This window comes from Corallococcus sp. AB030 (assembly GCF_003668965.1).
In the GTDB taxonomy this organism is placed as follows: Bacteria; Myxococcota; Myxococcia; order Myxococcales; family Myxococcaceae; genus Corallococcus; species Corallococcus exiguus.
In genome coordinates this window covers 19,264-43,536 of the sequence record NZ_RAWQ01000064.1, presented here as the reverse complement: position 1 = coordinate 43,536, position 24,273 = coordinate 19,264, and the positions used below count along the sequence as shown (strand labels likewise).

At 68.5% G+C, this 24,273-nt stretch carries 17 protein-coding genes; 6 read left to right on the top strand and 11 right to left on the bottom strand.

Annotated elements, in window-relative coordinates; translation table 11 throughout:
- Positions 1-210: 210 nt before the first annotated feature.
- Entirely contained in the window at positions 211-1,002 is a 792-nt protein-coding gene (locus D7Y15_RS17425; RefSeq protein ID WP_120579480.1) for a ParA family protein, read from the bottom strand.
- Between the two features lie 3,773 nt (positions 1,003-4,775).
- A complete protein-coding gene (locus tag D7Y15_RS17415) occupies positions 4,776-5,168 on the bottom strand; it encodes a VOC family protein (protein ID WP_120579477.1) in 393 nt (130 codons plus the stop codon).
- A gap of 99 nt (positions 5,169-5,267) precedes the next feature.
- Between D7Y15_RS17415 and D7Y15_RS17410 the strand changes: the two genes are divergently transcribed.
- A complete protein-coding gene (locus D7Y15_RS17410; protein ID WP_121753288.1) occupies positions 5,268-6,221 on the top strand; it encodes an oxidoreductase in 954 nt (317 codons plus the stop codon).
- A 25-nt stretch (positions 6,222-6,246) separates the two neighbouring features.
- Here D7Y15_RS17410 and D7Y15_RS17405 read toward each other — a convergent pair whose 3' ends face one another.
- A complete protein-coding gene (locus D7Y15_RS17405) occupies positions 6,247-7,119 on the bottom strand; it encodes a helix-turn-helix transcriptional regulator (RefSeq protein WP_233604989.1) in 873 nt (290 codons plus the stop codon).
- 205 nt (positions 7,120-7,324) lie between these two features.
- On the opposite strand from D7Y15_RS17405, the gene D7Y15_RS17400 reads away from it, so the two are divergent.
- Positions 7,325-8,479 carry an NAD(P)/FAD-dependent oxidoreductase gene (locus D7Y15_RS17400; protein WP_233604988.1) on the top strand — a complete coding sequence of 385 codons (1,155 nt, stop codon included), beginning with the start codon at positions 7,325-7,327 and terminating at the stop codon, positions 8,477-8,479.
- A 27-nt stretch (positions 8,480-8,506) separates the two neighbouring features.
- Here D7Y15_RS17400 and rsmG read toward each other — a convergent pair whose 3' ends face one another.
- Positions 8,507-9,160, bottom strand: coding sequence for a 16S rRNA (guanine(527)-N(7))-methyltransferase RsmG (gene rsmG / locus D7Y15_RS17395; protein WP_120579475.1), 654 nt, complete (start codon positions 9,158-9,160; stop codon positions 8,507-8,509).
- Positions 9,161-9,236: 76 nt separating this feature from the next.
- The gene (mnmG, locus tag D7Y15_RS17390) at positions 9,237-11,078 is read right to left on the bottom strand and encodes a tRNA uridine-5-carboxymethylaminomethyl(34) synthesis enzyme MnmG (protein WP_121753286.1); all 1,842 of its coding nucleotides are present in this window, start codon (positions 11,076-11,078) and stop codon (positions 9,237-9,239) included.
- 439 nt (positions 11,079-11,517) lie between these two features.
- On the opposite strand from mnmG, the gene D7Y15_RS17385 reads away from it, so the two are divergent.
- A complete protein-coding gene (locus D7Y15_RS17385; RefSeq protein ID WP_147452188.1) occupies positions 11,518-12,177 on the top strand; it encodes a hypothetical protein in 660 nt (219 codons plus the stop codon).
- 20 nt (positions 12,178-12,197) lie between these two features.
- On the top strand, positions 12,198-14,687 hold the full coding sequence (locus D7Y15_RS17380) for a kelch repeat-containing protein (RefSeq protein WP_233604987.1): 2,490 nt from the start codon (positions 12,198-12,200) through the stop codon (positions 14,685-14,687).
- Between the two features lie 362 nt (positions 14,688-15,049).
- Here D7Y15_RS17380 and D7Y15_RS44180 read toward each other — a convergent pair whose 3' ends face one another.
- The 4 genes from D7Y15_RS44180 to D7Y15_RS17360 form a co-directional block, all read right to left on the bottom strand.
- A complete protein-coding gene (locus tag D7Y15_RS44180) occupies positions 15,050-15,643 on the bottom strand; it encodes a hypothetical protein (RefSeq protein ID WP_148712797.1) in 594 nt (197 codons plus the stop codon).
- 82 nt (positions 15,644-15,725) lie between these two features.
- On the bottom strand, positions 15,726-16,403 hold the full coding sequence (locus D7Y15_RS17370; RefSeq protein WP_120579471.1) for a glutathione S-transferase family protein: 678 nt from the start codon (positions 16,401-16,403) through the stop codon (positions 15,726-15,728).
- 37 nt (positions 16,404-16,440) lie between these two features.
- Positions 16,441-16,902: a macro domain-containing protein gene (locus tag D7Y15_RS17365; RefSeq protein ID WP_121753283.1), complete on the bottom strand. Its 462-nt coding sequence runs from the start codon at positions 16,900-16,902 to the stop codon at positions 16,441-16,443.
- A gap of 11 nt (positions 16,903-16,913) precedes the next feature.
- Positions 16,914-19,733, bottom strand: coding sequence for a pitrilysin family protein (locus D7Y15_RS17360; protein ID WP_199745937.1), 2,820 nt, complete (start codon positions 19,731-19,733; stop codon positions 16,914-16,916).
- Between the two features lie 230 nt (positions 19,734-19,963).
- Here D7Y15_RS17360 and D7Y15_RS17355 point away from each other — a divergent pair, with 230 nt between their 5' ends.
- Entirely contained in the window at positions 19,964-20,353 is a 390-nt protein-coding gene (locus tag D7Y15_RS17355; RefSeq protein ID WP_120576120.1) for a hypothetical protein, read from the top strand.
- A gap of 21 nt (positions 20,354-20,374) precedes the next feature.
- Here the strand turns inward: D7Y15_RS17355 and D7Y15_RS17350 are convergent, their stop codons facing one another.
- Positions 20,375-21,361, bottom strand: coding sequence for an aldo/keto reductase (locus tag D7Y15_RS17350; RefSeq protein WP_120576121.1), 987 nt, complete (start codon positions 21,359-21,361; stop codon positions 20,375-20,377).
- Between the two features lie 248 nt (positions 21,362-21,609).
- Here D7Y15_RS17350 and sppA point away from each other — a divergent pair, with 248 nt between their 5' ends.
- The gene (gene sppA, locus D7Y15_RS17345; protein ID WP_121753281.1) at positions 21,610-23,403 is read left to right on the top strand and encodes a signal peptide peptidase SppA; all 1,794 of its coding nucleotides are present in this window, start codon (positions 21,610-21,612) and stop codon (positions 23,401-23,403) included.
- Position 23,404: 1 nt separating this feature from the next.
- On the opposite strand, the gene D7Y15_RS17340 is transcribed toward sppA, so the two are convergent.
- Positions 23,405-23,968 carry a cysteine dioxygenase family protein gene (locus tag D7Y15_RS17340; RefSeq protein WP_233604986.1) on the bottom strand — a complete coding sequence of 188 codons (564 nt, stop codon included), beginning with the start codon at positions 23,966-23,968 and terminating at the stop codon, positions 23,405-23,407.
- Positions 23,969-24,273: the final 305 nt, after the last annotated feature.

Below are 24,273 nucleotides of genomic sequence, written 5' to 3'. Positions count from 1 at the left end.
GCGCGCCCTGGGCCGGCGCGGGGGCGGCCTGGGGGATGAGGGCGGAGAGGCCCCGGCCCAGGGCGCGCTTCTGGGTGTCAGCGTTCTTCTGCACGGCGGTTGGGAACTCCCGCGCCGGCGTGGGGCCGGCGCGCATGGGCCTTGAGTGCTTCACGGCGAACCGGGCACCCGGTCCCACCATTCACATCGCTCTATTAAGGAGGCGACCGGTCAGGCGACCCGGCGCTTGGACGGCTTGGGGGAGTCCCGGCGCATCAGCTCGCGGCCCAGGGCCAGGTAGCTCTCGCAGCCCTTGGACTTGATGTCGTACAGGATGATGGGCTTGCCGAAGGACGGGCACTCGGACAGGCGCACGTTGCGCGGCACGACGGCCTGGAAGACCTGGTCCTTGAAGTAGCCGCGCACCTCGTCCACGACCTGGTGGGCGATGTTGGCGCGCGCGTCGAACATGGTCAGGAGGATGCCCTCCATCTTCAGCGAGGGGTTGAGCCCCTGCTTGACCAGGTCGATGGTGTGCGTGAGCTGGGACAGGCCCTCGAGCGCGTAGTACTCGCACTGGAGCGGGATGAGGACGGAGTCCGCGGTCACCAGTGCGTTGAGCGTGAGCAGGCCGAGCGAGGGCGGACAGTCGATGATGATGTAGTCGTACTTGTCCTTGAGCGGCAGCAGGGCTTCGCGCAGGCGGAACTCGCGGCGCTCCTGGTTGACGAGCTCGACCTCCGCGCCGGTGAGGTCGGGCGTGGCGGGGATGACCTGGAGGAAGCGCAGCTCGGTGGGGTGGATGAGCTCGGCTGCGGGGCGGCCGCCGAGGAGCGCGTCGTAGACGGTGCCGGTGAGGTTCTCGCGCTTGAGGCCCAGGCCGCTGCCGGCGTTGCCCTGGGGGTCCATGTCCACCAGCAGGGTGCGGCGCTCCGCGGAAGCGAGGCTCGCTGCGAGGTTGATGGCGGTGGTGGTCTTACCCACGCCGCCCTTCTGGTTGGAGATGCAGATGATACGACCCACGTGGCCCATCCTCTCTCGCCCCGGCTGACGCCAGAGCCCCGCCCGCGGTTCGCGCGGACGTGCGCGCGAATCGGAGCCTGATCAGGCAGCTAGCACGGGGTTCGAGGATGGATCAATTTCCCATCCAAGGTGGGACTCAAGCCCTGCCCGTCCCCTCGCTCGGGGACCCGTGGGTGGCGGAATTTCGCGCGGATGAGGGGGGCTGCGCGTGCCTGCTCGGCTGCTTTCTGGCCGGCGATTCCGTGCGGGGCGGAAGGGTGTTGGGTTTTTCAGGGGGTCGCGCGCGGCGAGTTCGTGGTGGAGGCTTCGCGCGGTTCGCGGGTCCGGCGTTTCATGTGGAACGGGTTGGGCTTCGTGGGTCCGTGCGGCGCGGGGATTTCGCGCGGGCTGGTGCGGCGATGCGGTTCGCGCGTTGGGTTTGGGCGTCCGGTTCGAGCTCGCGTTCGGCGCGGGTGGGTGCGCGCCGGTTTGGGGACGAGGTGGCCGCGTGAGTCCGCGCACCGGTCCGGCGACTTCAAGTCGTGGGTTCCAGATTCGGGGCGGCGTGGACGCGTGAGCTTCTCAAGCTCGCCGCTGAACGAGGCGTTCCAGCCATCCGGGGCGAGGCCCTCCACGTGAGCGCCACCTCCGCGGATCCCTGGAGCGCCGACCGGATGCGCGTCCGTGCCACGTTGAGGAATGGGACCGGGTGAGCATCGCGCGGTTCGCAGTGCACACCGGATGGCATCCGGTTCGGCGCCCAACCGGATGCGAAGTCCCGCCGAGCACCTCCGCTGAATCGAACCGCCGAGCGCGGTGCCACCGCCGCCACTTCACGTGGGCCGCGCCGGTGGTTTCACGTGGAACGCGTATCTGCGACAGCTGCTCCGCCATGTCGGCCTCGGGTCGTGAGTTGGCGGTTCGTGCGGCGCACCGCATGGGGTGAGCGAACCGCCGCGCGGCACGGCTTCCATCATCGGTTCCGGCACCCGCGCGGACCATGGATGGCGATGCCTGGATTCGTGGCGTCGAACGGGCGATGCGGCCAACGGACTTCGACCGTGAACCGTCATCGCAGGGACCAGCCGCACGTCACCGCCTTCGGACCACGGAGCCGCGCTTGATGGGGAGCACGGCACGCGATGCGAACCCGCGCCTCATGACACGTGGCGAGTCACCGGGTTCCCGTTCACGCCCCCATCAGGTGGATGCGCTGGGCCCAGCCACGACCACCGGCGGTTCCACGTGGAACACGCGCCATGCCGCTGCGAGCACCACGCCGCGAAAGAACGCCCCTGTGTTTTTTGCGAACCGCGCCAACCGAAGTCGCTCACGCCAGCCGTTTCCGTAGCTGCATCAGCAAACCCGAGCAGCGTGATGCGGCCGGGCGGTCTGGGCACTTCCCACGAACCCCGTCCAACGCAGGCGAGGGCATCGCAGGTGCGCCGTTCACATGAGCAACCGTCCACCGATGCGAGCACCGCCACGTGGAAGCGCGGTCTGACTTTTCGGAACCGCGTCAGTTGAAGGCCGTCCATCAAGGCCGCCGGTCCACGTGGACCACGCATGAGGGCAAGCATCGCCATGCGGAGGAACAGCCCGCCGTGCTTCGCGGACCACGCCAACGACAGGCCGCGCATCCATGCCGCGCGTTCCACGTGGAACACGCATGAGCGCACGGACCACGCCATGAGGAAGAACGCTCCGCGCGTTTCGCGGACCACGCCAACCCAAGGCCGCGCGCACGTGCCAGCAGGTTCCACGTGGAACACGCTCACGCGGCGGCGAGCACACGATGCGAAGCGCGGCATTCAGGGCGGATCCCATCAGCCCAAGTCCGTGGTTCAGCGCCGCTGCTTCACGCGAACCCCGCCACACCGTTTCGAACAGGCGGCGCGAAAGAAGGCCCAGCACCTGGCGCGGACAACGACGGTTCCGAGTCATGGCCCAACACACGCCACGCTGTTCCACGTGGAACACGCGCATGCGGTCGCGAGCACCTGCGCGAAGGAAGGCCTGGCATCCATCGTGGACAACGGCACCCCATCAAGACGGCAGGCCCGCATGGCCCGTTCCACGTGGAACACGTTCACGCCATCTCGCGCGCATGCGGCGAGCACCAGTCCAGCATCTGCGTGGGCCCTTCTGTCCGCCCCGTTGGTTCTCACGTTGGACGTTCCACGTGGCACACGCTCACGCATCCGCGAACACGGTCAGGTGGAAGCACGGTCCGGAAGCCGTAGCGGTCTGACCATGCCCAGGCAGTGGATCCACCGGCACGTTCCACGTGGAACACGCTCAAGCCAACCCCACCACTGCGCTTCGACAGAGCCTTCAGCGCTTCATGCGGACCGTGGTCGCGGAAGGCACGGTCCACCACCATGAGGTTCCACGTGGAACACGCTCACGCATCCGCGAACTCACGCAGATGAAGACCCGTCCCGAACCGTTCCTGAACACGGCGCCGCAAGGCAGTGGATCCACCAGGACGTTCCACGTGGAACACGCAGTCGCCTCCATCTGCTTCATCGGCCATGAACTCGCTGATGCCTGTTGAGCGCGTTGCTCACTTCAAGCGCCGCATCCATGCCGGGACGTTCCACGTGGAACACGTCACGGAGGCCGCGAAGGGGAAGTGCCTGAACCACTTCCAGCACGCGCGATTCGAACCGTGGTTGGGGAAGGAGCAACCGGCCTGGGGCTCTCTTTCATCCACCGCGCTTCGCATCCGCCATCCATGAACCGCCGCATGGATGCTTGTCCGGATCCGATACCCAAAGGCCTGCGAACCGCCGTGCCGCGAGCCTGATGTGGAGCCGGTCACGCGGTCTCTTCTTCATCCCCCAACAGCACATCAGACGCGCTGCCCCTCACGCTGACGACCGCTGTCCGAGCAACCAGGGGAGCCCCTTCTTGGAGCGTGTTCCACGTGGAACATGCGAGGCCGCATGAGCGCCAGCTCCCCTCCCCTTCGCACCATCAAGCGCTCCAGGACAGCCACGGTTCAACGCCACGACGAACAACCGCGTGTCGCTTCAACGCTTGTTCGCCAGCGCCTCCACACGCGGACCGGAGGTCGGCCGTGTTCCACGTGGAACACCGGTCGGCCACTCAGCCCGTGCCTCCATCGCTTCGTTCCTTTCAGCGATGCCCGTCGCGCACCGGATCCGATGGCAGGCGGAAGCTCATGACTGCGAGGTCCTGTGCATGCGCATGCCTGGGTGCGAAGCAGCGGCGTGATGCGGGTCCACCTGCATGCCCATGCGCGAACAACGACGTGAGTTCGGTCCTTCATGAACGGGTTTTCACGCGGCCTCGCGTGGTGCTCAGCCAGGACTCAACCGCATCAACCGCCGGGCCCATCCGCAGGACCCTCAAGCCGCGCGTGTTCCACGTGGAACATGGGCATCACGTGCGTCCGCGTTCCGCTTCGCGCCTCTCGCCGTGAACGTGTTCCACGTGGAACGCGGAGCCACATGAGCAACGAACGCATCCACGCGACTCCGCTTCAGACGTTCCACGTGGAACAGGAAGCCACCCAACGCTGGAGCAGGGAGTCCGGCCCGCATGTGCTTTCGCGCCGAGCCCTTGAACATGCGCTCCATCCGCATGGAGGTCCGGGGACTCACGTCGATGCCGCGATTCACGGCGACGGTCCCGAACTTCGCTTCATCACGCGGCTGAACTCGATGACGTGTTCCACGTGGAACGCGGAGCCTCGGGACCCGCGAACGCATCCGGGCGACTCGGCCACAGACGTTCCACGTGGAACACGCGCCGCCGCGCTTCACTGTTCAGCGTGACCAGGCGGCTTGCTGAAGCACGACGCGATAGCCGTCCGGATCCTCGAAGGTCCTTCCGTTCGCATCCCAGTACGGATTGCGCGACCGCACCGGCGCGAAGCCCGCGGCCTCCATGCATCGGACCCGCTCCGCCCACGCCTCCGGGTCCGGCACGTAGAAAACCAGGAGGTGGTCTTCGGACGGAGCTCGCGGTGCTTCGTGTCCGTGCTCCACCGTGAACTCCAGGTGATACGGCGCACCCGCATCCCCGAGCATCACGCCGTCGAACCCCGCGTGGTCCTCGAACCCTCCGAGCACCTCGAAGCCCAACCCGTCCCGGTAGAAGCGCACCACCGCGTCCAGGTCCCGTGTCGGCCTCGCGACCCGCAACTTCACCGCGTCCATGTGCCGCCCTCCCCTTCCCGGATCCGCATCCGGGTGGTGCCAGACATAGGATGAATTGACGCTCTTTTCGCGCGGACCGCGGGCCTGCACCCTGTGCCCATGACCACGAAACAGCAGCCCCTGAACTCCGGCTTCGGCGCGACCACCACCGCACGCGAGGCGCTCGGCAACACCCGGCTGGATGGCACCGTCGCCATCGTGACCGGCGGCTACGCGGGCATCGGACTGGAGACCACCCGCACGCTCCACGCCGCGGGTGCCACCGTCATCGTCCCCGCGCGGACTCCCGACAAGGCGCGCGCCGCGCTCGCTGGATTGGAGCGCGTGGAGCTGGAGCCCATGGACCTCTTCGACCCGGCGTCCATCGATGCGTTCGCTTCGCGCTTCATCGCGTCCGGCCGGCCGCTGCACCTGCTCATCAACAACGCGGGCATCATGGCCTCACCGCTCACCCGCGACGCGCGCGGCTTCGAATCCCAATTCGCCACCAACCACCTGGGCCACTTCCAGCTCACCGCCCGGCTCTGGCCCGCGCTGAAGCAGGCGAACGGCGCGCGCGTGGTGTGCCTGTCATCGCGCGGCCACTTCTTCTCCGGCGTCGACTTCGAGGACCCCTTCTTCCAGCAGCGCCCCTACGACAAGTGGGTCGCCTACGGGCAGTCGAAGACCGCGAACATCCTCTTCGCCGTCGGACTGGATGCGCGCGGCGAGGCCCACGGAGTGCGCGTGTTCGCCGTCCACCCCGGCGGCATCCTCACGGACCTGGCCCGGCACATGTCCGAGGAGGAGGTCCGCGCCTCCGTCGAGAACTCCAACAAGATCGAACCGCTGAAGACAGTGGAACAGGGCGCCGCGACCACGGTCTGGTGCGCGACCAGCCCCCAGCTCGCGGGCAAGGGCGGCGTCTACTGCGAGAACGTCGACATCGCCGTGATGGCGCCCGCGGACGCCACCATCCGGCGCGGCGTGAAGGACTGGGCCGTGGATCCGAAGCGGGCCGACCAGCTGTGGTCCGCGAGCGAGGCGTGGACCGGCGTCCACTTCAAGCCGTGACGCACGGCCTTCGGATCCGCGGGTGCTACGTCCGGTCCGGACCGGGCGGCGACGACGGTTGGAACAACTTCCGCGTGCGCTCCAGGTTGGGACCGGGACGCGGCGAGTAGAAGGACACGCGCAGCTCCCGGCCGTCGGGTTCCGAGTACGTGAGCGTGACGTTCTCGAACGCGATGGGCCCCCACTTCGGAAGGAGGAACACCTTCACCATGGAGGCGGTCTCCACCACGTCGTGCTCGCTCCAGAGGCGCGCGAACTCCGGGCTCGCGGACTGGAGCTTCTCCGCCAGCGCGTCGAACTCCGACCGGTCCGCGGCCCTCGCGGCGTCCATCCGGAACCCCGCCACGGCGCGGCGCACCGCCTCATCCCACGAAGGCATGCGCGCGCGCCGCTCTGGATTCATGAACAGCGCCCACAAGCCGTTGCGCTCCTCTAATGAGGAGGCCGGAAGTTCCAGGTCCGCGTAGAGGACCGTCGCCGCCGCGTTCCACGCGACGATGTCCCACCGTCGAGTGGAGACGAGCGCCGGAAAAGGATGCGCATCGAGCAGTCGTTGAAGCGCGTCGCTGACCGACTCCGGTGAGCGCACGGGCATGGACGCGGGCCGGCCGTGCGCCAACGCGAAGAGGTGCAGACGCTCCGTCGGAGTCAGGCGGAGCGCGACCACCAGGCGCTCCAGCAGCGGTTCGGAGACGTGGATGTCCCTCCCCTGCTCAAGCCACGTGTACCAACTGACGCCCACGTCGGCGAGCCGCGCCAGTTCCTCACGGCGAAGGCCCGGCGTGCGTCGCCGCGAACCGGAAGGAAGTCCCACGTCCTCCGGACGCAAACGCTCACGGCGGCTGCGAAGGAAGTGCGCGAGCTCGACGCGCCCGGAGCTGCGGGAGATGTCCGTCACGCGGCGGAACGTTAGGCGAACCGTCCGCGTGAGGCATCGACACCGTGTGTTCCACGCATCCCACGCGGACGCTCGTGAGGTGCCCTCCCCTCTCAAGCGGCCGTGGATCCACTCACGTCGTGACGAGGATCCGGCGCGCCCACCCCCCGGCGGTCCCTTTGGGTTGCATAGGAGCCCATCTCAATTTACATAGCAAGCTATGCACATGACCAAGACAGTGGGAATCATCGGGGGTGGTCCGGGTGGGCTGACGTTGGCGCGGATCCTGGCGACACGGGGCATCGCGGCCACGGTGTTCGAGCTGGATGAGCACCCGCTCGCCCGTCCCCAGGGAGGTTCGCTGGACCTGCACGCCGACTCCGGGCTGCGCGCGCTTCGCGAGGCCGGATTGGAGGCGGAGTTCAAGGCCGTCGCCCGGTACGACGACCAGGGTGACGCCATCTACGACGCGCAGGGGACGCTCCACTTCCAGCACAACGAGGCGAGCGACGGCGACCGGCCGGAAATCGACCGCACGCAGCTGCGCTCCCTGCTGCTGGAAAGCCTGTCCGCGGAGCGGATCCGCTGGGGAAGCAAGGTGTCCGCCGTGGAACCGCTCCCCGATGGGCGCTACCGCGTCGTGGGTCCGGCGGGTTCGCTCGGTGAGTTCGACCTGGTGGTGGGCGCGGATGGCGCGTGGTCGAAGGTCCGCCCGCTCGTGTCCTCCGCGACGCCGGCCTTCACGGGCGTGCTCTTCATCGAGCTGCAAATCGACGACGTGGACACGCGGCATCCGGAGGTCGCGAAGCTGCTCCCTCGCGGGAAGATCTCCGTGGTCGGGGGCAACCAGGGCCTCATCGCTCAGCGCAGCAGCCACGGCCACGTGCGCGCCTACTTCATGTTCCGGGTGTCCGAGGCACAGCTCCAGCAGGGGCTCGTGGATACGTCCTCCCCTGCCCGGGCCCGCGAACAACTCAAGGCGCTGCTCCCGGGGTGGGCGCCGTCCCTGCTCGCGTTCATCGACGCGTGCAATGACAGCATCGCCGCGCGCCCCATCGTCGCGCTGCCGGTGGGCCACCGCTGGACACACCGGCCGGGAGTGACGCTGCTCGGGGACGCGGCCCACGTCATGCCGCCCTTTGGCGGCGAGGGCGTGAACATGGCGATGCTCGACGGACTGGAGCTGGGGCTCGCGCTCGCGGCGGACTCCGACTGGAGCCAGGCCGTGAAGGGCTACGAGGCTGCCATGTTCGAGCGCGCCGCCATCGCGGCCGAGGGCTCCATGCAGGGCATGGATTTCCTCTCCGAGCACGCGCTCGAGCACGTGCTGGAGCACTTCCGTGGGGTCCAGCAGGAGCTGGCGGCCCTGGGCTCGCACTGAAGCCGAGCCCGAGCGCCCTCCCCTCCCCTACTGCTTCGCGAACACCGCGACCTGACGCTCGGCGCCGGAGAACGGGAGCCGGTACGCCCGAGCGGACACCACGCGCAGGTTGCGCTCGGCCGCGCGCGCCTGGAGCTCCGCGTCCGTCTGCTGCTTGCCCAGCATCGCCACCACGCGTCCGCCCTCCTCCAAGTACGCGGGCGCCAGGTTCAGCCAGTCCGGCAGGTCCATGAACGCTCGCGCGATGAGCACCTGCGCGCGCGGAATCCCTTCCGTCTCCGGCTTCCCTTCCGCTCGAGCGTGCAGCCCGCGCACGCCGACGAGGCCCAGGCTGGCGGCGGCGGCCTTGATGAACGCGATCTTCTTGCCCACCGTGTCCACCAGCGTCACGCCCATCTCCGGCAGCTCCAGCTTGAGCGGCAGCCCGGGGAAGCCCGCGCCCGCGCCCAGGTCCAGCAGCGACGTCGCGCCCTTCACCTCCGGCAGCACCGCCAGCGAGTCCAGGAAGTGCTTCTCCAGCACCTCCTCCGGCGCGGTGATGGCCGTGAGGTTCACCTTCGCATTCCACTTCAGGAGCTCCGCCATCAGCCGCTGGAGCTTGGGGCCCACGTCCGGTCCCACGGTGATGCCCAACGCACTGCATCCGGATGCCAGCTGATCTGAGAACCGCGCGTTATCCACAACACCTCCACCCCGAAGGGCCCTTCAAGTCCTTGGAATCACTCAGGAGAAATCAATCCCCAGAAATGTCCACACGTTATCCACAGCCCTGTTCCTGATCACTTGACGGCCCCTGTCCCCGCTTGAGAGCGACCAGGAGCAGGGACACCGCGGCGGGCGTCAGGCCCGGAATCCGCCGAGCCTGCCCCACCGTCCCGGGCCGGTGCGCGGACAGTTTCTCCACCGCCTCCGTACCCAGACCGCGCACGTCCGTGAAGCGGAACGTGTCCGGAATGCGCCAACGGTCGGACGCCTCCGCCTCGCGCGCCGCGGCCCGGGCGGCCTGGGCGATGTAGCCCTCGTACTTCACCTCCACCTCCACCTCCTCCGCGACCTCGGGGGCGAGCACCGGGAAGTCCTCGCGCTCTTGCGCCAGCTGCGCGTACGTCACCTCCGGGCGCTTGAGGCGCATGGCCAGACCGGTGCGCTTGAGCCGCGCGACCTCCGCCGTCACCGCGTGGGCCCGAGCCTCCGCGCGCTCCAGGGCCTCCTTCGGCAACAGCCCCACGCAATGTCCGTGACGCGCGAGCCGCAGGTCCGCGTTTCCTTCGCGCAGCTTGAGCCGGTGTTCGGAGCGGCTGGTGAACATGCGGAACGGTTCGTCCACGCCCTTCGTCACCAGGTCATCCACGAGCACCGCGCCGTGCGCTTCGTCACGGCCCACGACGAGCGCCGGTTCGCCCTTCACCTGGAGCGCCGCCTGGATGCCGGCCCACAGGCCCTGGAAGGCGGCCTCCTCGTAGCCGGAGGTGCCGTTGAGCTGGCCCGCGAAGAACAGGCCCGCGACGGCCTTCGTCTCTAGCGAGGGGTGCAGCTGCGTGGGCGGCGCGAAGTCGTACTCCACCGCGTAGCCGTAGCGGACCACCTCCACGCGGGACAGGCCCGGGATGGTGCGCAGGAACTCCAGCTGCACGTCCGCGGGCATGCTGGTGGACAGGCCCGCCGGATACACGAGCGGCGACGTGGGCCCTTCCGGTTCCAGGAACACCTGGTGCCGTTCGCGAGCGGCGAAGCGCACCACCTTGTCCTCCAGCGACGGGCAGTACCGGGGCCCTCGACCCACGATGTCCCCCTGGAACAGCGGCGAGCGGTGCAGGTTGTCGCGCAGCAGCCGGTGCGTCGCCTCCGTCGTCGCGGTGAGGCCGCACATCACCGAGGGCCGACGCGGGAACGGCAGGCCCTGCTCCACCTGCGTGCGCCAGGAGAACGGCCGCACGCCCACGTCTCCCGACTGCGGCGTGACGGCATCCCAGTCGATGCTGTCGCGGGACAGTCGCGCGGGCGTGCCCGTCTTGAAGCGGCCCAGCGTGAAGCCGAGCGCGTGCAGCGACTCCGACAGGCCGCGCGCGGCTTCGTCTCCCAGACGGCCGCCGACCTCCTTCTGCTCGCCCACGTGCATGAGCGCGCGGAGGAAGGTGCCGGTGGTGAGGAGCACCGCGCGGGCCACCACCTGGGTGCCGTCTCCCAGCACCACGCCCTTCACCCTCCCCTCTTCCGCGACGACGGCCGCGACTTCGCCCTCGTGCACGGTGAGGTTCGGCTGGGTGAAGAGCACGGCCTGCATGCCGGCGGCGTAGGCGTCACGGTCGCAGAGGACGCGAGTGGCCTGCACGGCGGGGCCCTTGGAGGGATTGAGGACCTTGACGTGAGTGCCCGCGAGGTCCGCCGCGCGGCCCATCTGTCCGCCGAGCGCATCCAGCTCGCGCACCAGGTGCCCCTTGGCGGTGCCACCCACGGCGGGGTTGCAGCTCATCACTGCGGCGCGCTCGCGCTTGAGCGTCACGCCCAGGGTGGACAGGCCCATGCGAGCACACGCGAGCGCCGCCTCGCAGCCCGCGTGGCCCAGCCCCACCACGACGATGTCGTATCGGAGTTCCATCGCGTCCCGGGGGTATCACGCCCCGGCGCGTCCGTGGCAAGCCGGGCATGGGGACACCGTCCACCCGGCTGGTTCCTCACCCGCCTGGACTGCCGAGGGTGCGAGGTATTGCACGGCACTCCCGGGTCACCCGTACCTGTCACGGTGTCTGTCTGACCCAACTATGCGGCCCATGCCGGCTCGGCACACATTCGCGCGCTTTTTTGACGGGGTGCCGGGCACCTGAGGCTTCATGAAAAGACAGGCGGGCAGGAAGTGTGTCGTGGGCGTGGTGTTGAGCAGTCTGGTCCTCACTCCACTGGGGGCGACGGCTCAAGAGAATGATCAGGGAAAGGCCTGCTTCCTGGCCGCGGGGCGTTTCTACGACGACCTCGAATACGAGCATGCGTTGGAGGAGCTCGGCTGCGCCCGCCGGTTTTCGGCACGTGCGGAGGACACCGTGAGCATCTCGCTCCTGGAAGGCATCATCCTCGCGGACCTGGGGCGGACCGAAGACAGCGATGCCGCGTTCAAGGCGGCCCTGTCACTGCAACCAGATGAGCAGCTTCCCCTGGCTGTGTCTCCCAAGGTGGAGCAGCGGTTCGAGGAATTGCGACAGCAGGTGAAGGGGGAGTTGGAAGCGCAGCGGCAGCTTGCCGCGAAGCCGGTAGAGCCTCCGCCGCCTGCACCTGTCGTGGAGGTTCAACCTCCGCCCGCGCCACCGGAACCGGCCACGGTCGTGCCCCAGGCAATGCCTGTCATGCCCACGCCCCAGGTGGCCGCGAGCCGTCCGGGTTCAAGCGACGTCGCCTGGATCTCCGCGATAGCGGGAGGTGCACTGCTGGCAGGAGGCGGGCTGTCCTATGCGCTGTCCCGGCTGGAGCGCACCGCGCTCCGGAGCGATGTCGCGAACCTCGCCACGTTGGAGGACGCGAAGAACAGCGCCTCGCGGGGACGGACCTATCAAGCCGTGGGACTGGGCCTCGCGGGAGCAGGCGTGGTGGGGCTGGGCGTGTCCCTGGGCCTGTATCTGACAGCGAAGCCTTCCGGGGCAGGGGAGGGGAGTCTGGCGTTGGGCACGGATGGGACTTCGGCGTTCGTCGCGGGGAGGTGGCCGTGAACAGGCCGTGGATGTGTTTCATGGGCGTCCTGCTGATGGCCCTGCCCGCATGCACTGACTTCGATGAGGAGTTGGAGGATTTCTGCCAGCGGAACCCCGGACGCTGCGGCATCCGGGATGCCGGCGTGCGCTTCGATGCGGGCACCGGGGACGAGGAAGAACCGGTGACGTTCCAGTTCGTCCAGACGCCCCAGTCCACTTCACACGGTGAAGGCGGGAAACCACTGACGTTCTTCGTTCAAACCCAAGCCCCAGCAAGAGCGGTGGTCCAGTTCACCTGGATCTCCTCCGAGGGAACCTTGGGCCCTCCCGAGAACACCCGCGACTCCAGCCAGGTTCGATGGACGGCGCCTGCATGCCTTTGGGTGGGACCCTGGGCTTCTCTCTCGGTCATGGCCAGGGACCCACAGGGCAAGACGCTCACTGCACTTTTCCATGTCGTGGGCATTCCGAACTGCCCGAGGTGGTATTCGACGGGAACCATGACCACGGGCCGAAGGGGCCACACGGCCACGTTGCTACCCTCGGGGGAAGTGCTGGTGGCGGGAGCCTTCACCGGTTCCGGCAACGGAGGGCAAGCCGCGACCACCGAGGTGTACGTCCCGGCAACAGGGACCTGGACACGCACCGGAAACATGGCCACGGCCCGTGAACAACACACGGCCACGCTGCTGCCTTCAGGCCATGTCCTGATCACCGGTGGCCTTGCCAGCAATAACCAGCCCCTCGCCTCCGCGGAGCTCCACCTGTGGGATCGTTCCAGCAGCTATTCCCAGTCGAACACGGGGAGCATGGCCACGGCTCGGTATGGACATACCGCCACGCTGCTGACTTCGGGCAAGGTCCTCGTCACGGGCGGCTCCGGCAATGGGGGTCCAATCGGAACGTCGGTGCTGTACGACCCTGAGACAAAAACCTGGGCTGACACCGGGAGCATGGTCTCGCCTCGCCATGGGCATACGGCCACGCTTCTGCCCTCCGGCAAGGTGTTGGTGACGGGTGGCCGCGCGGATGCCGGTGGAACCGTGCTCGCCAGTGCCGAAGTCTATGACCCGGAGACGGAGCGTTGGACCTCCGCGGGACTCATGTCCGATCCGCGCCGGGACCACACAGCCACCCTGCTGCCTTCGGGCCTCGTCCTGATAGCCGGAGGTTTCACCGGATCCATTGGCTCGTCACTTGCGTCGGCGGAGGTATACGACCCATCCGCGGCCACCTGGACCTCCACCGGAAGCATGACCACGGGCCGCAATTTCCATACGGCCACACTGTTGCCCTCAGGCAAGGTTTTGCTGTCGGGTGGCAGTGGCAACAACTCCTCCTTTCTCTACGATGCCGAGCTGTACGATCCGGCCTCCAATGCCTGGACTCCCAGCGGCAACCTCGCCATGGGACGTTTCGGGCATACGGCCACGCTGCTGTCGAGTGGGCTGGTGTTGGTCACAGGAGGCGTCAGTAAAATTCCCTTCAACGAGATGGCCACCTCGGAGATGCACAACCCGGGTATCTCAACCTGGATGGCCACCCAGCTCGCGACTTCGCCCCGGATCAATGGAACGCTGACATTGCTCTCCTCGGGGAGCGTGCTCCTGGCAGGAGGCCGCTACGGCGGCGCGGCGGATGTCTCGGCCCTCTACGACCCGGTCGCGAATGCCTGGACCTATCCCGAAGGCATGCTCACGAAGCGCGACAGCCACACCGCGACGCTTCTCGCTTCAGACAAGGTCCTGATCACCGGAGGCTCGGATGAGAAAGGAACGCCTCTCGTTGCTTCGGAGTTGTATGCCCCTACGACGGGAGCGTGGACCTCCACGGGAAACATGGTCTCGAGCCGCACCGAGCACACCGCGACGCTCCTGCCCTCGGGCAAGGTGTTGGTGACAGGCGGATTTGACGGCAGTCGGTACCTCGCCACCGCTGAACTCTATGACCCGGGGAGGAGCGTCTGGGTTCTGACAAGGAGCATGAGCGAGGCGCGCGGAAGCCATACCGCCACGTTGCTACCTTCCGGCAAGGTCCTGGTGACAGGAGGCAGAGGCAGCTCCTACACGGACCTGAAATCCGCGGAGGTGTACGATCCGGAAACCGGTTCATGGACGACGGTGGCCCCAATGCCTGAGGGTCGGCGTCTCCACACAGCGACGCTGCTGCCTTCAGGAGGCGTACTCCTGGCTGGCGGTGCGGTGAACGAGGGTCCGGCCACCTCCAGCGCCGTCCTCTATGAACCCACGCGGGACCGATGGGTCACGACCGGCGGCATGATGCAGGTCCACTCAAGGCATACCGCCACCCTTCTGTACTCCGGCAAGGTGCTGATCGTCGGCAGTTCCCAATCGCGTAAAAGCGCGGAGCTCTACGACCCCGAGCGTGGAACCTGGACCCTGGCAGGCCTGACAGCGAGCACACGGGATTCCCACGCGGCGGTGCTGCTCCCTTCCGGCGAGGTGCTCGTGGCGGGCGGGTATGAATCTGGCTCCGACTTCGCCAGCGCGGAGCTCTACACCCCCTGACCCACAAGTTTGGGAGCACGCGAGGCGGGCAGTGGGAGGGGTAACAACGCCGCCCGCCTCGCGCGCACCAGTCATCGTGGATCCGTCAAGGACGCGCCTGACACACCGGTGGCGTCTCTGGCCCTTCGACGGCGATGGCATCCATGGGACCTTTCCCGCACGAGTCCCCCGGACCTCGTGCCTTCACATGGCGTCGCACACACGGGAGCCAGACCTACCCGTGCGGTGAGGGCGCATTGGGCTTTCGGACTCGAACCAGCGAGGCCGGCGGACCTCCCGTGTGCGCGACGGGGAAGGGTATAGCGGGGGGGTCTGACATTGCCGGTTCCAGGCCCTTCACCAGGGCCCGGAACCGCTCGGCGTCAGCGGGTGGCCGGGGGGTTCGACCGGCTGGGGCAGTGCACGTTCTCCGGGCAGCGCCCGTCCGACTTGGGGATGCACGCGCCGCAGCACTCCATCTCGTCCGGCCGGCACGCCGGCACGCACGCGCCGCACTGCAACATGCCGCCGCAGCCGTCATCCGCGGTGCCGCACTTCAGTCCCAGCGTGGCGCACGTCGCGCGCTGGCAGACGCAGCGGTCGTCCACGCAGGACTCGTTGGGTTTGCACCCGGGGGTGCAGGTGCTGATGGGGCCCGTAGGGTCCTTCTTCGGCTCGGCGGGCACGGGCGGGGCCACGCAGCGGCCGTGGGTGCACGTGCCGGCCTGACAGTCGCCGCAGTCGATGAACCCGCCGCACCCATCCGGCGTCCGGCCACAGGCCACCATCGCCTGCGAGCACGTGGCCGGCGCGCAGCCATCCGGCGCCACGTTGTCCCGCGACGCGCGCACGGTGCCACTACCGCTCGGCGTGCACGCGCCCCACAATCCCAATGCCAGACACAGTCCGGCCCACCGCCCCAGGCTCCGCACCACTCCCATGTCATCCGCTCCCTGGGCTCCCGTCTCGGGAGCCATGAACGGCCCCATCATGCGCACGCCGGGCTCGGATGTCCGGATGTTCGGGGCCATGCGACAGGGCAGGGGAGGGGAGGGCGCCTCAGCGCTGGATGAGCCCGCGAGCACCCTCGATGCGCTGCGCGGCGGTCCGAGCGTCCTCCTGCTTGCGAGGCGTGGGCACGTCCAGTCCGCGCTGCGACGCAGGCCGGTTCTCGATGGCGGCCAGCCACCGCTGCACGCCCGGCAGCCCGTCCAGGGACACGCCCGCCCACTCGTGCGAGCGCACCCACGCCCAGTTCGCGATGTCCGCGATGCTGTAGTCGCCGGCCAGGTACTCGTGGTCCTTCAGCCGGCTCTCCAGCACCGTGTACAAGCGGCGCGTCTCGTTCTGGTACCGGTCGATGGCGGGCTGAATCTTCTCCGGGAAGTAGCGGAAGAAGACGTTGGCCTGCCCCTGCATGGGACCCACGCCGCCCATCTGGAACATCAGCCACTGGATGACTCGCGAGCGGCCCTTCGCATCCGTGGGCATCAGCCGGCCCGTCTTCTCCGCCAGGTAGATGAGGATGGCGCCGGACTCGAAGACGGCGAAGTCGCCCTCCGCGCGGTCCACGATGGCAGGGATGCGGCCATTGGGGTTGATGGCCAGGAACGCGGGCTGCTTCTGCACCCCGGTGGAGATGTCCAGCGCATGCACGGTGTACGGCAGCGCCAGTTCCTCCAGCGCCACGGAGACCTTGAAACCGTTCGGCGTGCCCCACGTGTACAGGTCGATCATGTCACCCTCGCTTCGCGTGTGAAGAGGTGCGCTCCGTCTAACGGCGGAAGCGCACCACGCGCACGTCGAAAGCGGGGGCATCCCCCAACGCCTCGCGCATCAACTCCAGCGCGCGGTCCTCATTGAAGCTCCCGGAGCCCGCGCCGATGATGGGGAGCGCCACGGAGCGGAAGCCGTGCTCCCCGGCCCGCTCCAGCGCGTTTCGCACCGAGTCCTGGATGGACCGCGCGGACGCACGCCAGAGCATGTTGATGCCCGCGACGTGGATGATGCCCTTGAAGGGCAGGCGCCCCGGCCCGGTCACCACCGCCGAGCCCAGCGGCATGGGCCCCACGCGCGCGACCTCGCGGAACGGCGCCGTGCCACCCCGGCGCTTGATGGCCCCGGACACCCCCTGGGGCAACAGCAGCCACCAGGGGATGATGTTCCGGTTCCACGCGTTGACGATGGCGTCCACCGGCTGGTCCAGCAGGTCGCCTTCCACCAATTGCACGGGCATGGGCGCGGACTTTAGTTGGCCGGCGCCGGAGCCTGCGGGGCCTGCTGCTTGGGGACGTTCGCGAAGTCACCCGCGCGCACGAGGGTGGCCTTGCTGAAGTCCAGGTGGTTGGACAGGGCCTTGCGCACGTCCTCGGCGGTCAGCTTCTGGAGCTTCGCCTCCAGGTCCGCGTCGAACTTCAGCGTGCGCCCCAGATACAGGCCTTCGGTCAGCTGCTGCGCCAGGTTCCCATCCTGCGCCCGAGCGGACTGCCGGTACTCCAGAAGTCCCGCGCGCGCCTTGTCCAGCTCCTGCGGAGTGAAGCCCTTCTGCACCGCGCGGGTGACCTCCTCGCGCATGGCGGCCTCCAGCTTCTGGGCGTTCTGCGGCGCGTAGATGGCGTAGGTGAGGAACCAGCCCACGGTGTCCAGCTCCTGGGCGGACAGGCTGCTGCCCACGCCATAGGACAGGCCGTCCTGCTGACGCACGCGCGTGGCCAGCCGCGAGTTGAGGAAGCCACCGCCCAGCATGAAGTTGCCCATCATCATGCCGGGCCAGTCCGCGTCGTCGTCGCGAATCTGGAGCAGCTGTCCCGCGAGGAAGTACGCGTTGGCCTTGTCCGGCGTCTCCAGCACGACGGACTTCGGGGCCACGTCCTGGAACGTGCGGGGCACGCGCACGTAGGGCGCCGGGCTCTTCCAGCCGTCGAGCAGGGGGCCCACGAGCGAGGTGAGCTCCTTCGCGTCGAAGTCACCCACCACCGCGAGCTCCCCGCGCGAGGCGCCGTAGAACTTGCGATGGAAGTCGCGCGCCTGCTCCAGCGTGACGGCCTTCGCGTCGGCCAGGCGTTCGTCCAGGGTGGGCACGTAGTACGGGTGGCCCTTGGGGTACTGGGAGCTGAGCAGGCGCCAGAACGCGATGCTGGCCTGGGGCTGAGGCTCGCTGCGCTGCGACTCCAGCGAGGCCAGCCGCTCCTGCTTGAGGAGCGCGAACTCCTTCGCGTCGAACGCGGGCTCGCGCAGCACCTCGGCCACCAGCTTGAGGACCTCCGGGAGGCTCGCGCGAGGGCACTCGATGGAGACGCTGGCGCCCATCGCGCCGCCGTCCACGCCCACGCGGGCCTTGAGCTTGTCGAGCGCGTCGTAGAGCTGCTGGCGGGTGTGCTTCGTGGTGCCGCGCATCAACATGCCGCCCGCGTAGGTGGCGGCGGGCAGCTTGCCGTTCAAGGTCTCCGCGGTGCCCCAGCGCAGGTCCAGCGCCAGGTTGACCATCTCGCCGCGCGTCTTCTTGGGCAGCAGCGCGTACTTCACGCCGTTGGCCAGCTCGCCGCGCTGCACGCGAGACTCGATGTTGGCGGGGGAGGGGTCGAAGGCCTCGCCCTGGGCGACAGCGGCCTTGCCCTGGTAGCCGTCCACCATCTTCGCCACGTCCACCGCGGGCGGCAGCTCCGAGCGGTCCGGCTTCGGCGTGGGCACGAAGGTGCCCATCGTGCGGTTGGAGCTCTTGAGGTACGCGGCGGCCACGCGGGTGACATCCGCGGGAGTGACGGCCTCGATGCGGTCGCGGTGCAGGAAGAGCAGGCGCCAGTCGCCCACTGCGGCCCACTCGGACAGGAGGATGGCGGCGCGCTCGGAGTTGTTGAGGAGCAGCTCCGTCTGCTTCGCGAGGGCCGTCTTCGCGCGGTTCACCTCTTCGTCGGTGAAGGGCGTGCGGGAGGCCTCCTCCACGGTCTTGATCAGCGCTTCACGCACGGGGGGCAGGGGCTGATCCTGGCGGGCCTCGGCGCGGAAGCCGATGACGCCCGGGTCGCGCAGCTGGAAGTTGAACGCACCCGCGCGAGAGGCCTTCTTCGTCTCCACGAGCGCCTTGTAGAGGCGGCCGGACGGCACGTCGCCCAGCACCTGGGTGAGCACGTCGATGGCGGCGAAGTCGGGGTGGGCGCCCTCGGGCACGTGGTAGACGCTGGAGATGAGCTGGTTGTCGCCCACGCGGCGCAGCGTCACTTCGCGCTCACCGTCCTGGGTGGGCTCCTCGGTGTACGTGACGGGCACGGGCTCCGCGGGCTTCTGCAGCTTGCCGAAGGTGGACTGCACGAGCGCCAGGGCCTTCTCCGGCTGGAAGAGTCCGGCGATGACGAGCGTCGCGTTGTCGGGGCGGTAGTAGCGCCGGTAGAAGGCCTGGAGCCGGTCGATGGGCACGTGCTCCAGGTCCGCCTTCGCGCCGATGGTGGCCTTGCCGTAGTTGTGCCAGCGGTACGCGGCGCTCATGGTGCGCTTGAAGAGGATGCCGCGCGGGTCGTTCTCGCCGGACTCGAACTCGTTGCGGACCACGGTCATCTCGCTGTCCAGGTCCTTTCGCGCGATGAAGCTGTGGACCATGCGGTCCGCTTCGAAGGCGAGCGCCCAGGACAGGTTGTCGTCCGACGCGGGCAGGGTCTCGTAGTAGTTGGTGCGATCCAACCAGGTGGTGCCGTTGGGGCGCGCGCCGCGTTCGGTGAGGGCCTGGGGCACGTTGGGGGTGGTGGGCGTGCCCTTGAACATCAGGTGTTCGAGCAGGTGCGCCATGCCCGTCTCGCCGTAGCCCTCGTGCTTGCTGCCCACCAGGTAGGTGACGTTGACGGTGACGGTGGCCTTGGTGGGGTCCGGGAAGAGCAGGACGCGAAGGCCATTGGGCAGGCGGTATTCGGTGATGCCCTCCACGCTCGCGACGGGGGTCAGGGCGGCCGGCTTCGTCTGGGCGCGCGCGGTCGAGGAGGCAGCGGGTTTCGGAAGGGGAGCCGGGGCCCGGGCCCACACGGGCGGGGCCGCCACGAGCAGGACAGCCAGCAGGGCGAGCGGTGTACGACGCGTCATGCGGTCCTCAGGGTGCGAAGGAGTAGGCACGGGACTTCTAACCGCTCCACCGGGTCCTCCCATCCCGAGAAACCCAGGCCCACCCGGCAGGCGTCCACCCAGGGACACCCGTGGACCGTCCCAGGTCCTGTCCCGCGCTTCCAACCTCACAGGTCGTCATGTATCCTGGCGCGGATCCGATGTCAGGATGGGTTGGTAGGAGACTCGCGCGTCACCAGGGAGGGTACGGAATGGCGAAGGCGATGGGCGGGGACCTGATGCTGCAGATGCTGCAGGAGTTCCGCGAGATGCAGGAGGAGTCGGAGGTGCAGTACGCGCGAACCCAGAAGGCGCTGCGGGTGCTCCGCATGAAGTGCCGGGTCGTCTACAGGAAGACCCGGATCTTCGCGGATCAGGTCCGCGCCTTCTCGCAGGAGGTGGATGGGTTCCGCGACAACATGGGGGAGCTCACCACGCACGTCTCTGAGCTGGCGAGGGAGGTAGATGGCGTCAAACGCACCCAGACGAAGATGTTCGGTCAAATGGGTCGGATGCTGAATCACCTCGCGGATGCCCAGACCACGGACCGCAAGCGCATCGACGTCCTGGAAGTGCGCATGGACGGCCCAGGGGAGAACTGAGCCCTCCATGCGCCTCCTCACTCAGGCGTAGATGCCGCCAGGCGCCATCGCGGAGCCGGCCCCCAGGACCTCCTCCACCTCGCGGACCTCCTCGGACGTCAGCCGGAAGTCCCCCGCGTGGATGAAACCCTCCACCTGCTTCGCGCTGCGCGCCCCCACGATGGCGGCGGTGACGGCCGGATCCCGCAACGTCCATGCAAGGGCCACCTCCGCTGGAGAACGCCCATGCCTCGCGCCCACTTCACGCATGCGCTCCACCAGCGACAGGTGATGCGACAACTTCGGCTCCTGGAAGTCCGCGCTGCCGCGGCGCCAGTCGTCATCTGGCATCGCCAGGATGCGCTCGCGTGTCATCGCCCCTGTCAGCAGGCCGGACGCCATGGGTGAATACACAATCACCCCGATGCCCTGTTTCTGGCAGTAGGGCAGCAGTTCGTCCTCGATGTCCTGATGGATGAGCGAGTACCGCGGCTGCAACGACGTGACCGGAGCAATGCGCCGCACCCGCTCCAGCTGCGAGACATTGAAGTTGGACACGCCCAACCAGCGCACCTTGCCCTGCCGTTGCAGCTCCGCAAGCGCCGTCCATCCCTCTTCAAGCTCCGCCTCGTCATCCACCGGCCAGTGCACCTGATACAAATCAATGGCATCCACCTTCAGCCGGCGCAGCGACGCCTCACACTCCTTGCGCACCGAGTCCGGCTTCAACCTGCGGCTGACCTTGCCCTCGTCATCCCAGACCATCCCGCACTTGGTGAAGACATACGGGCTCTTGTCCCGGCCCTTCAGCGCCCGGGCCACCACGTCCTCGGAGTGCCCCAGCCCATACACCGCCGCCGTATCAATCCAGTTGATGCCCGAATCCAACGCGCGCTGGATGGCTTCAATGGACTGCGCGTCGTCCTGCGTGCCCCAGGCGAACGCCCAGCCGCCCCCTCCAATGGCCCACGCGCCGAACCCCAGCGCCGTGAGGTCCATGTCGGAATTGCCCAACCGTCGCTTCTGCATCCCGTGCCTCCCGGGGCCGGATGCCCCCTGGTTCCCCTGGCTCCAAGAAGCACGGTGTGCACCGCGGCGGCCCTCGCCCGGGGCCGGATGCTGGCCCGCCCCCGGGCCACCAGGAGGGGCGGGCCCTGGCTCCCCGTCCGCCGTCCATCAATGCATCGCACGCAAGCGTCGTCGGACGCGCGCGTTGATGGTAGGCCGCCAGATGGGGGAACGCCCCTCGGGTACTTGGGCACCAGGAGTCCTTCCGGATGAAACGCTTCTTCATTGGCGCGCTGGCCTTCATTGGAGCGCTGTCCATCCTCTTCGTGGTGGGTGTGGTGGGGCTGTTGATGCTCGCGGCATCGAGCAAGCCAGGCGTGCCGTCCAACCTGGTGCTGGAGCTGGACCTGCAGCAGCCGCTGCCGGAGTACACGCTGGACACGTCCCTGGCGGGCGCCTTCGGCGAGGAACCCACGTCACTCCGGGACGTGGTGGAGGGCCTGGAGAAGGGCGCCACGGACCCCCGGGTGAAGTCGCTGGTGGTGCGAATCGGGCAGCCGGGCAGCTCGGCGCAGGTGCAGGAGCTGCGGGACGCGGTGAAGGCCTTCCGCGCGTCGGGCAAGCGGGCGGTGGCCTACGCGGATGGCTTCGGTGAGGCGGGCAACGGCACGGGCGCCTACTACCTCGCGAGCGCCTTCGACGCCGTCTACATCCAGCCCTCCGGCGACGTGGGGCTCACCGGCCTGGTGATGGAGACGCCCTTCGCGCGCGACGCCTTCGCGAAGTTCGGCGTGAAGCCGGAGTTCGGCAAGCGCGCCGAGTTCAAGAACGCCGTCAACACCTTCACCGACGAGTCCTACGGCCCCCACCAGCGCGAAGCCACCGAGGCCTTCGGCGGCGGCCTCTTCCAGCAGGTGGTGAAGGGCGTGGCCGAGGGCCGCAAGCTGACCGAGGACGAGGTGCGCGCGCTCATCGAACGCGCGCCCTTCATGGGCCAGGCGGCCGTGGACGCGAAGCTGGTGGACGGGCTGCGCTACCGCGACGAGATCCACGACGAGCTGAAGAAGCAGGCCGGAGACGGCGCGGAGTTCCTCTACGTGGACAAGTACCTGGAGCGCGCGGGCCGGCCGCACCAGACGGGCACCACCATCGCGCTCATCTACGGCGTGGGTGAGGTGCTGCGCGGCAAGAGCCAGTCCAACCCGCTCTCCGGCGGCCAGGTGATGGGCGGCGACACGGTGGCGGCGGCCTTCCGCAAGGCGGTGGAGGACCCATCCGTGAAGGCCATCCTCTTCCGCGTGGACAGCCCGGGCGGCAGCTACTCCGCCAGCGACACCATCCGCCGGGAGGTGCAGCGCGCGCGTGAGGCGGGCAAGCCCGTCATCGTCTCCATGGGGACGTACGCGGCCAGCGGCGGCTACTTCGTGGCCATGGCCGGGGATAAAATCGTCGCCCAGCCGGGCACGCTGACGGGGAGCATCGGCGTGTACAACGGCAAGTTCGTCACGTCGGAGCTGTGGGCGAAGCTGGGCGTGAACTTCGACACCATCGCCTTCGGCAAGAACGCCACCTTCTCCAGCTCCGACCAGGAGTTCACCCCCGAGCAGCGCGCGCAGCTGGAGTCCGAGCTGGACACCATCTACCTGGACTTCACCAGCCGCGCCGCCCAGGCGCGGAACATGCCGCTGGAGAAGCTCCAGGCGGTCGCGAAGGGGCGCGTGTGGACGGGCGAGGACGCGCTGGAGCGCGGGCTGGTGGACGCGCTCGGCGGCTACCCGAAGGCGCTGGAGCTGGCCCGCGAGGCCGCGAAGCTGGAGAAGGACGCCCCGGTCCGCATCGTCGTCTTCCCGCGCCCCCGGCCCACGGGCCAGGTGCTGTCGGAGCTCCTGGGCAAGCACGAAGCGGACAACAGCGATGACGAGGCCACCGGCCACGCCGCCATGTCGTCCCAGGTGCTGGAGCAGGTGCGGGCCGTGTACCGCGTGGGCGCGAAGCTGGGCCTCACCGGGCAGGGCGCGGAGGGGCGCATGCTGTACGCGCCGCTTCCGGAGGTGCGCTGGTAGCTCAGACGTGCAGCGGGACCGGGACGCGGCCTTCGTTGGGCCGCACCGGTCGCCCGAAGATGCTGTGGTAGCGCAGGGTGTGTGACGCGCAGCGGTGACGGCGCGGGTCGAACACGAGACAGCTGGCCACCGGTCCGGCGTAGACGTGCAGCGTGATGCCCGGCGCGTTGCCGGCGATGCTCACGCGGTGGATGGAGGTGCCCGGGTCGCGGAAGTCCACGTGCCCGGCGCCCACCGGCCCCACGCGTACCGGCGCCCCCAGCCGCGCCATGCCAGGCTGAGTTCCGCCCTCCAGCAGAGGGTAGTTCTCCAGGAGGAACTCGCCGCGCTGGATGCTGAACCAGCACTCCTGACCGTCATGGTCATGGATGGGCGAGGCCACGCCCGGCGACCAGCAGTTGACGATGACCTCCATGCCCTCGTCGCGGTGGACGAGGTTGCGCGTGTAGCGGCCCGGTAGGAAGTGCAGGTAGGGCTTGAGGCTGGAGGGCTCCAGGTGCAGCCCCGCCATCCGCGCGTCCACCCCCGCGAGTCCCCCGGGAGCGGCACGGCGCGCGCGGAGCATCCGCACGAATTCTCTCAGGCACGCGTCAGCCATGCGTACAGGCTAGGAACGTCTGCGACATCCGGCCACCCTTGGGTCTGCCAATGAACGTCCGCTTTGTCGTCCCCCCCTCAAGGATTGAGGCGGGGTTCGTTGAAGGACGGAGAAACCGCGGGAAGGCGTGGCCGAACGGCACCTTCTGGGTCCGAGCAGGCAACCAGCACCTGGCTGCAACTCGCCTCCTACGGTTTAACTGTAATTTTACACCCTCCTGACGTACAGGGGCAGGAGTGGTGGGCAGGTCGTCCCGGCCGGAGCACGGAGGG

Excerpts from the sequence above, each read along its gene's own strand:
- D7Y15_RS17415 (WP_120579477.1), bottom strand. The coding sequence starts at position 5,168 with ATGGACGCGGTGAAGTTGCGGGTCGCGAGGCCGACACGGGACCTGGAC.
- D7Y15_RS17410 (WP_121753288.1), top strand. The coding sequence starts at position 5,268 with ATGACCACGAAACAGCAGCCCCTGAACTCCGGCTTCGGCGCGACCACC.
- D7Y15_RS17400 (WP_233604988.1), top strand. The coding sequence starts at position 7,325 with ATGACCAAGACAGTGGGAATCATCGGGGGTGGTCCGGGTGGGCTGACG.
- mnmG (WP_121753286.1), bottom strand. The coding sequence starts at position 11,078 with ATGGAACTCCGATACGACATCGTCGTGGTGGGGCTGGGCCACGCGGGC.
- D7Y15_RS17380 (WP_233604987.1), top strand. The coding sequence starts at position 12,198 with ATGGGCGTCCTGCTGATGGCCCTGCCCGCATGCACTGACTTCGATGAG.
- D7Y15_RS44180 (WP_148712797.1), bottom strand. The coding sequence starts at position 15,643 with ATGGCTCCCGAGACGGGAGCCCAGGGAGCGGATGACATGGGAGTGGTG.
- D7Y15_RS17370 (WP_120579471.1), bottom strand. The coding sequence starts at position 16,403 with ATGATCGACCTGTACACGTGGGGCACGCCGAACGGTTTCAAGGTCTCC.
- D7Y15_RS17365 (WP_121753283.1), bottom strand. The coding sequence starts at position 16,902 with ATGCCCGTGCAATTGGTGGAAGGCGACCTGCTGGACCAGCCGGTGGAC.
- D7Y15_RS17360 (WP_199745937.1), bottom strand. The coding sequence starts at position 19,733 with ATGACGCGTCGTACACCGCTCGCCCTGCTGGCTGTCCTGCTCGTGGCG.
- D7Y15_RS17355 (WP_120576120.1), top strand. The coding sequence starts at position 19,964 with ATGGCGAAGGCGATGGGCGGGGACCTGATGCTGCAGATGCTGCAGGAG.
- D7Y15_RS17350 (WP_120576121.1), bottom strand. The coding sequence starts at position 21,361 with ATGCAGAAGCGACGGTTGGGCAATTCCGACATGGACCTCACGGCGCTG.
- sppA (WP_121753281.1), top strand. The coding sequence starts at position 21,610 with ATGAAACGCTTCTTCATTGGCGCGCTGGCCTTCATTGGAGCGCTGTCC.
- D7Y15_RS17340 (WP_233604986.1), bottom strand. The coding sequence starts at position 23,968 with ATGCTCCGCGCGCGCCGTGCCGCTCCCGGGGGACTCGCGGGGGTGGAC.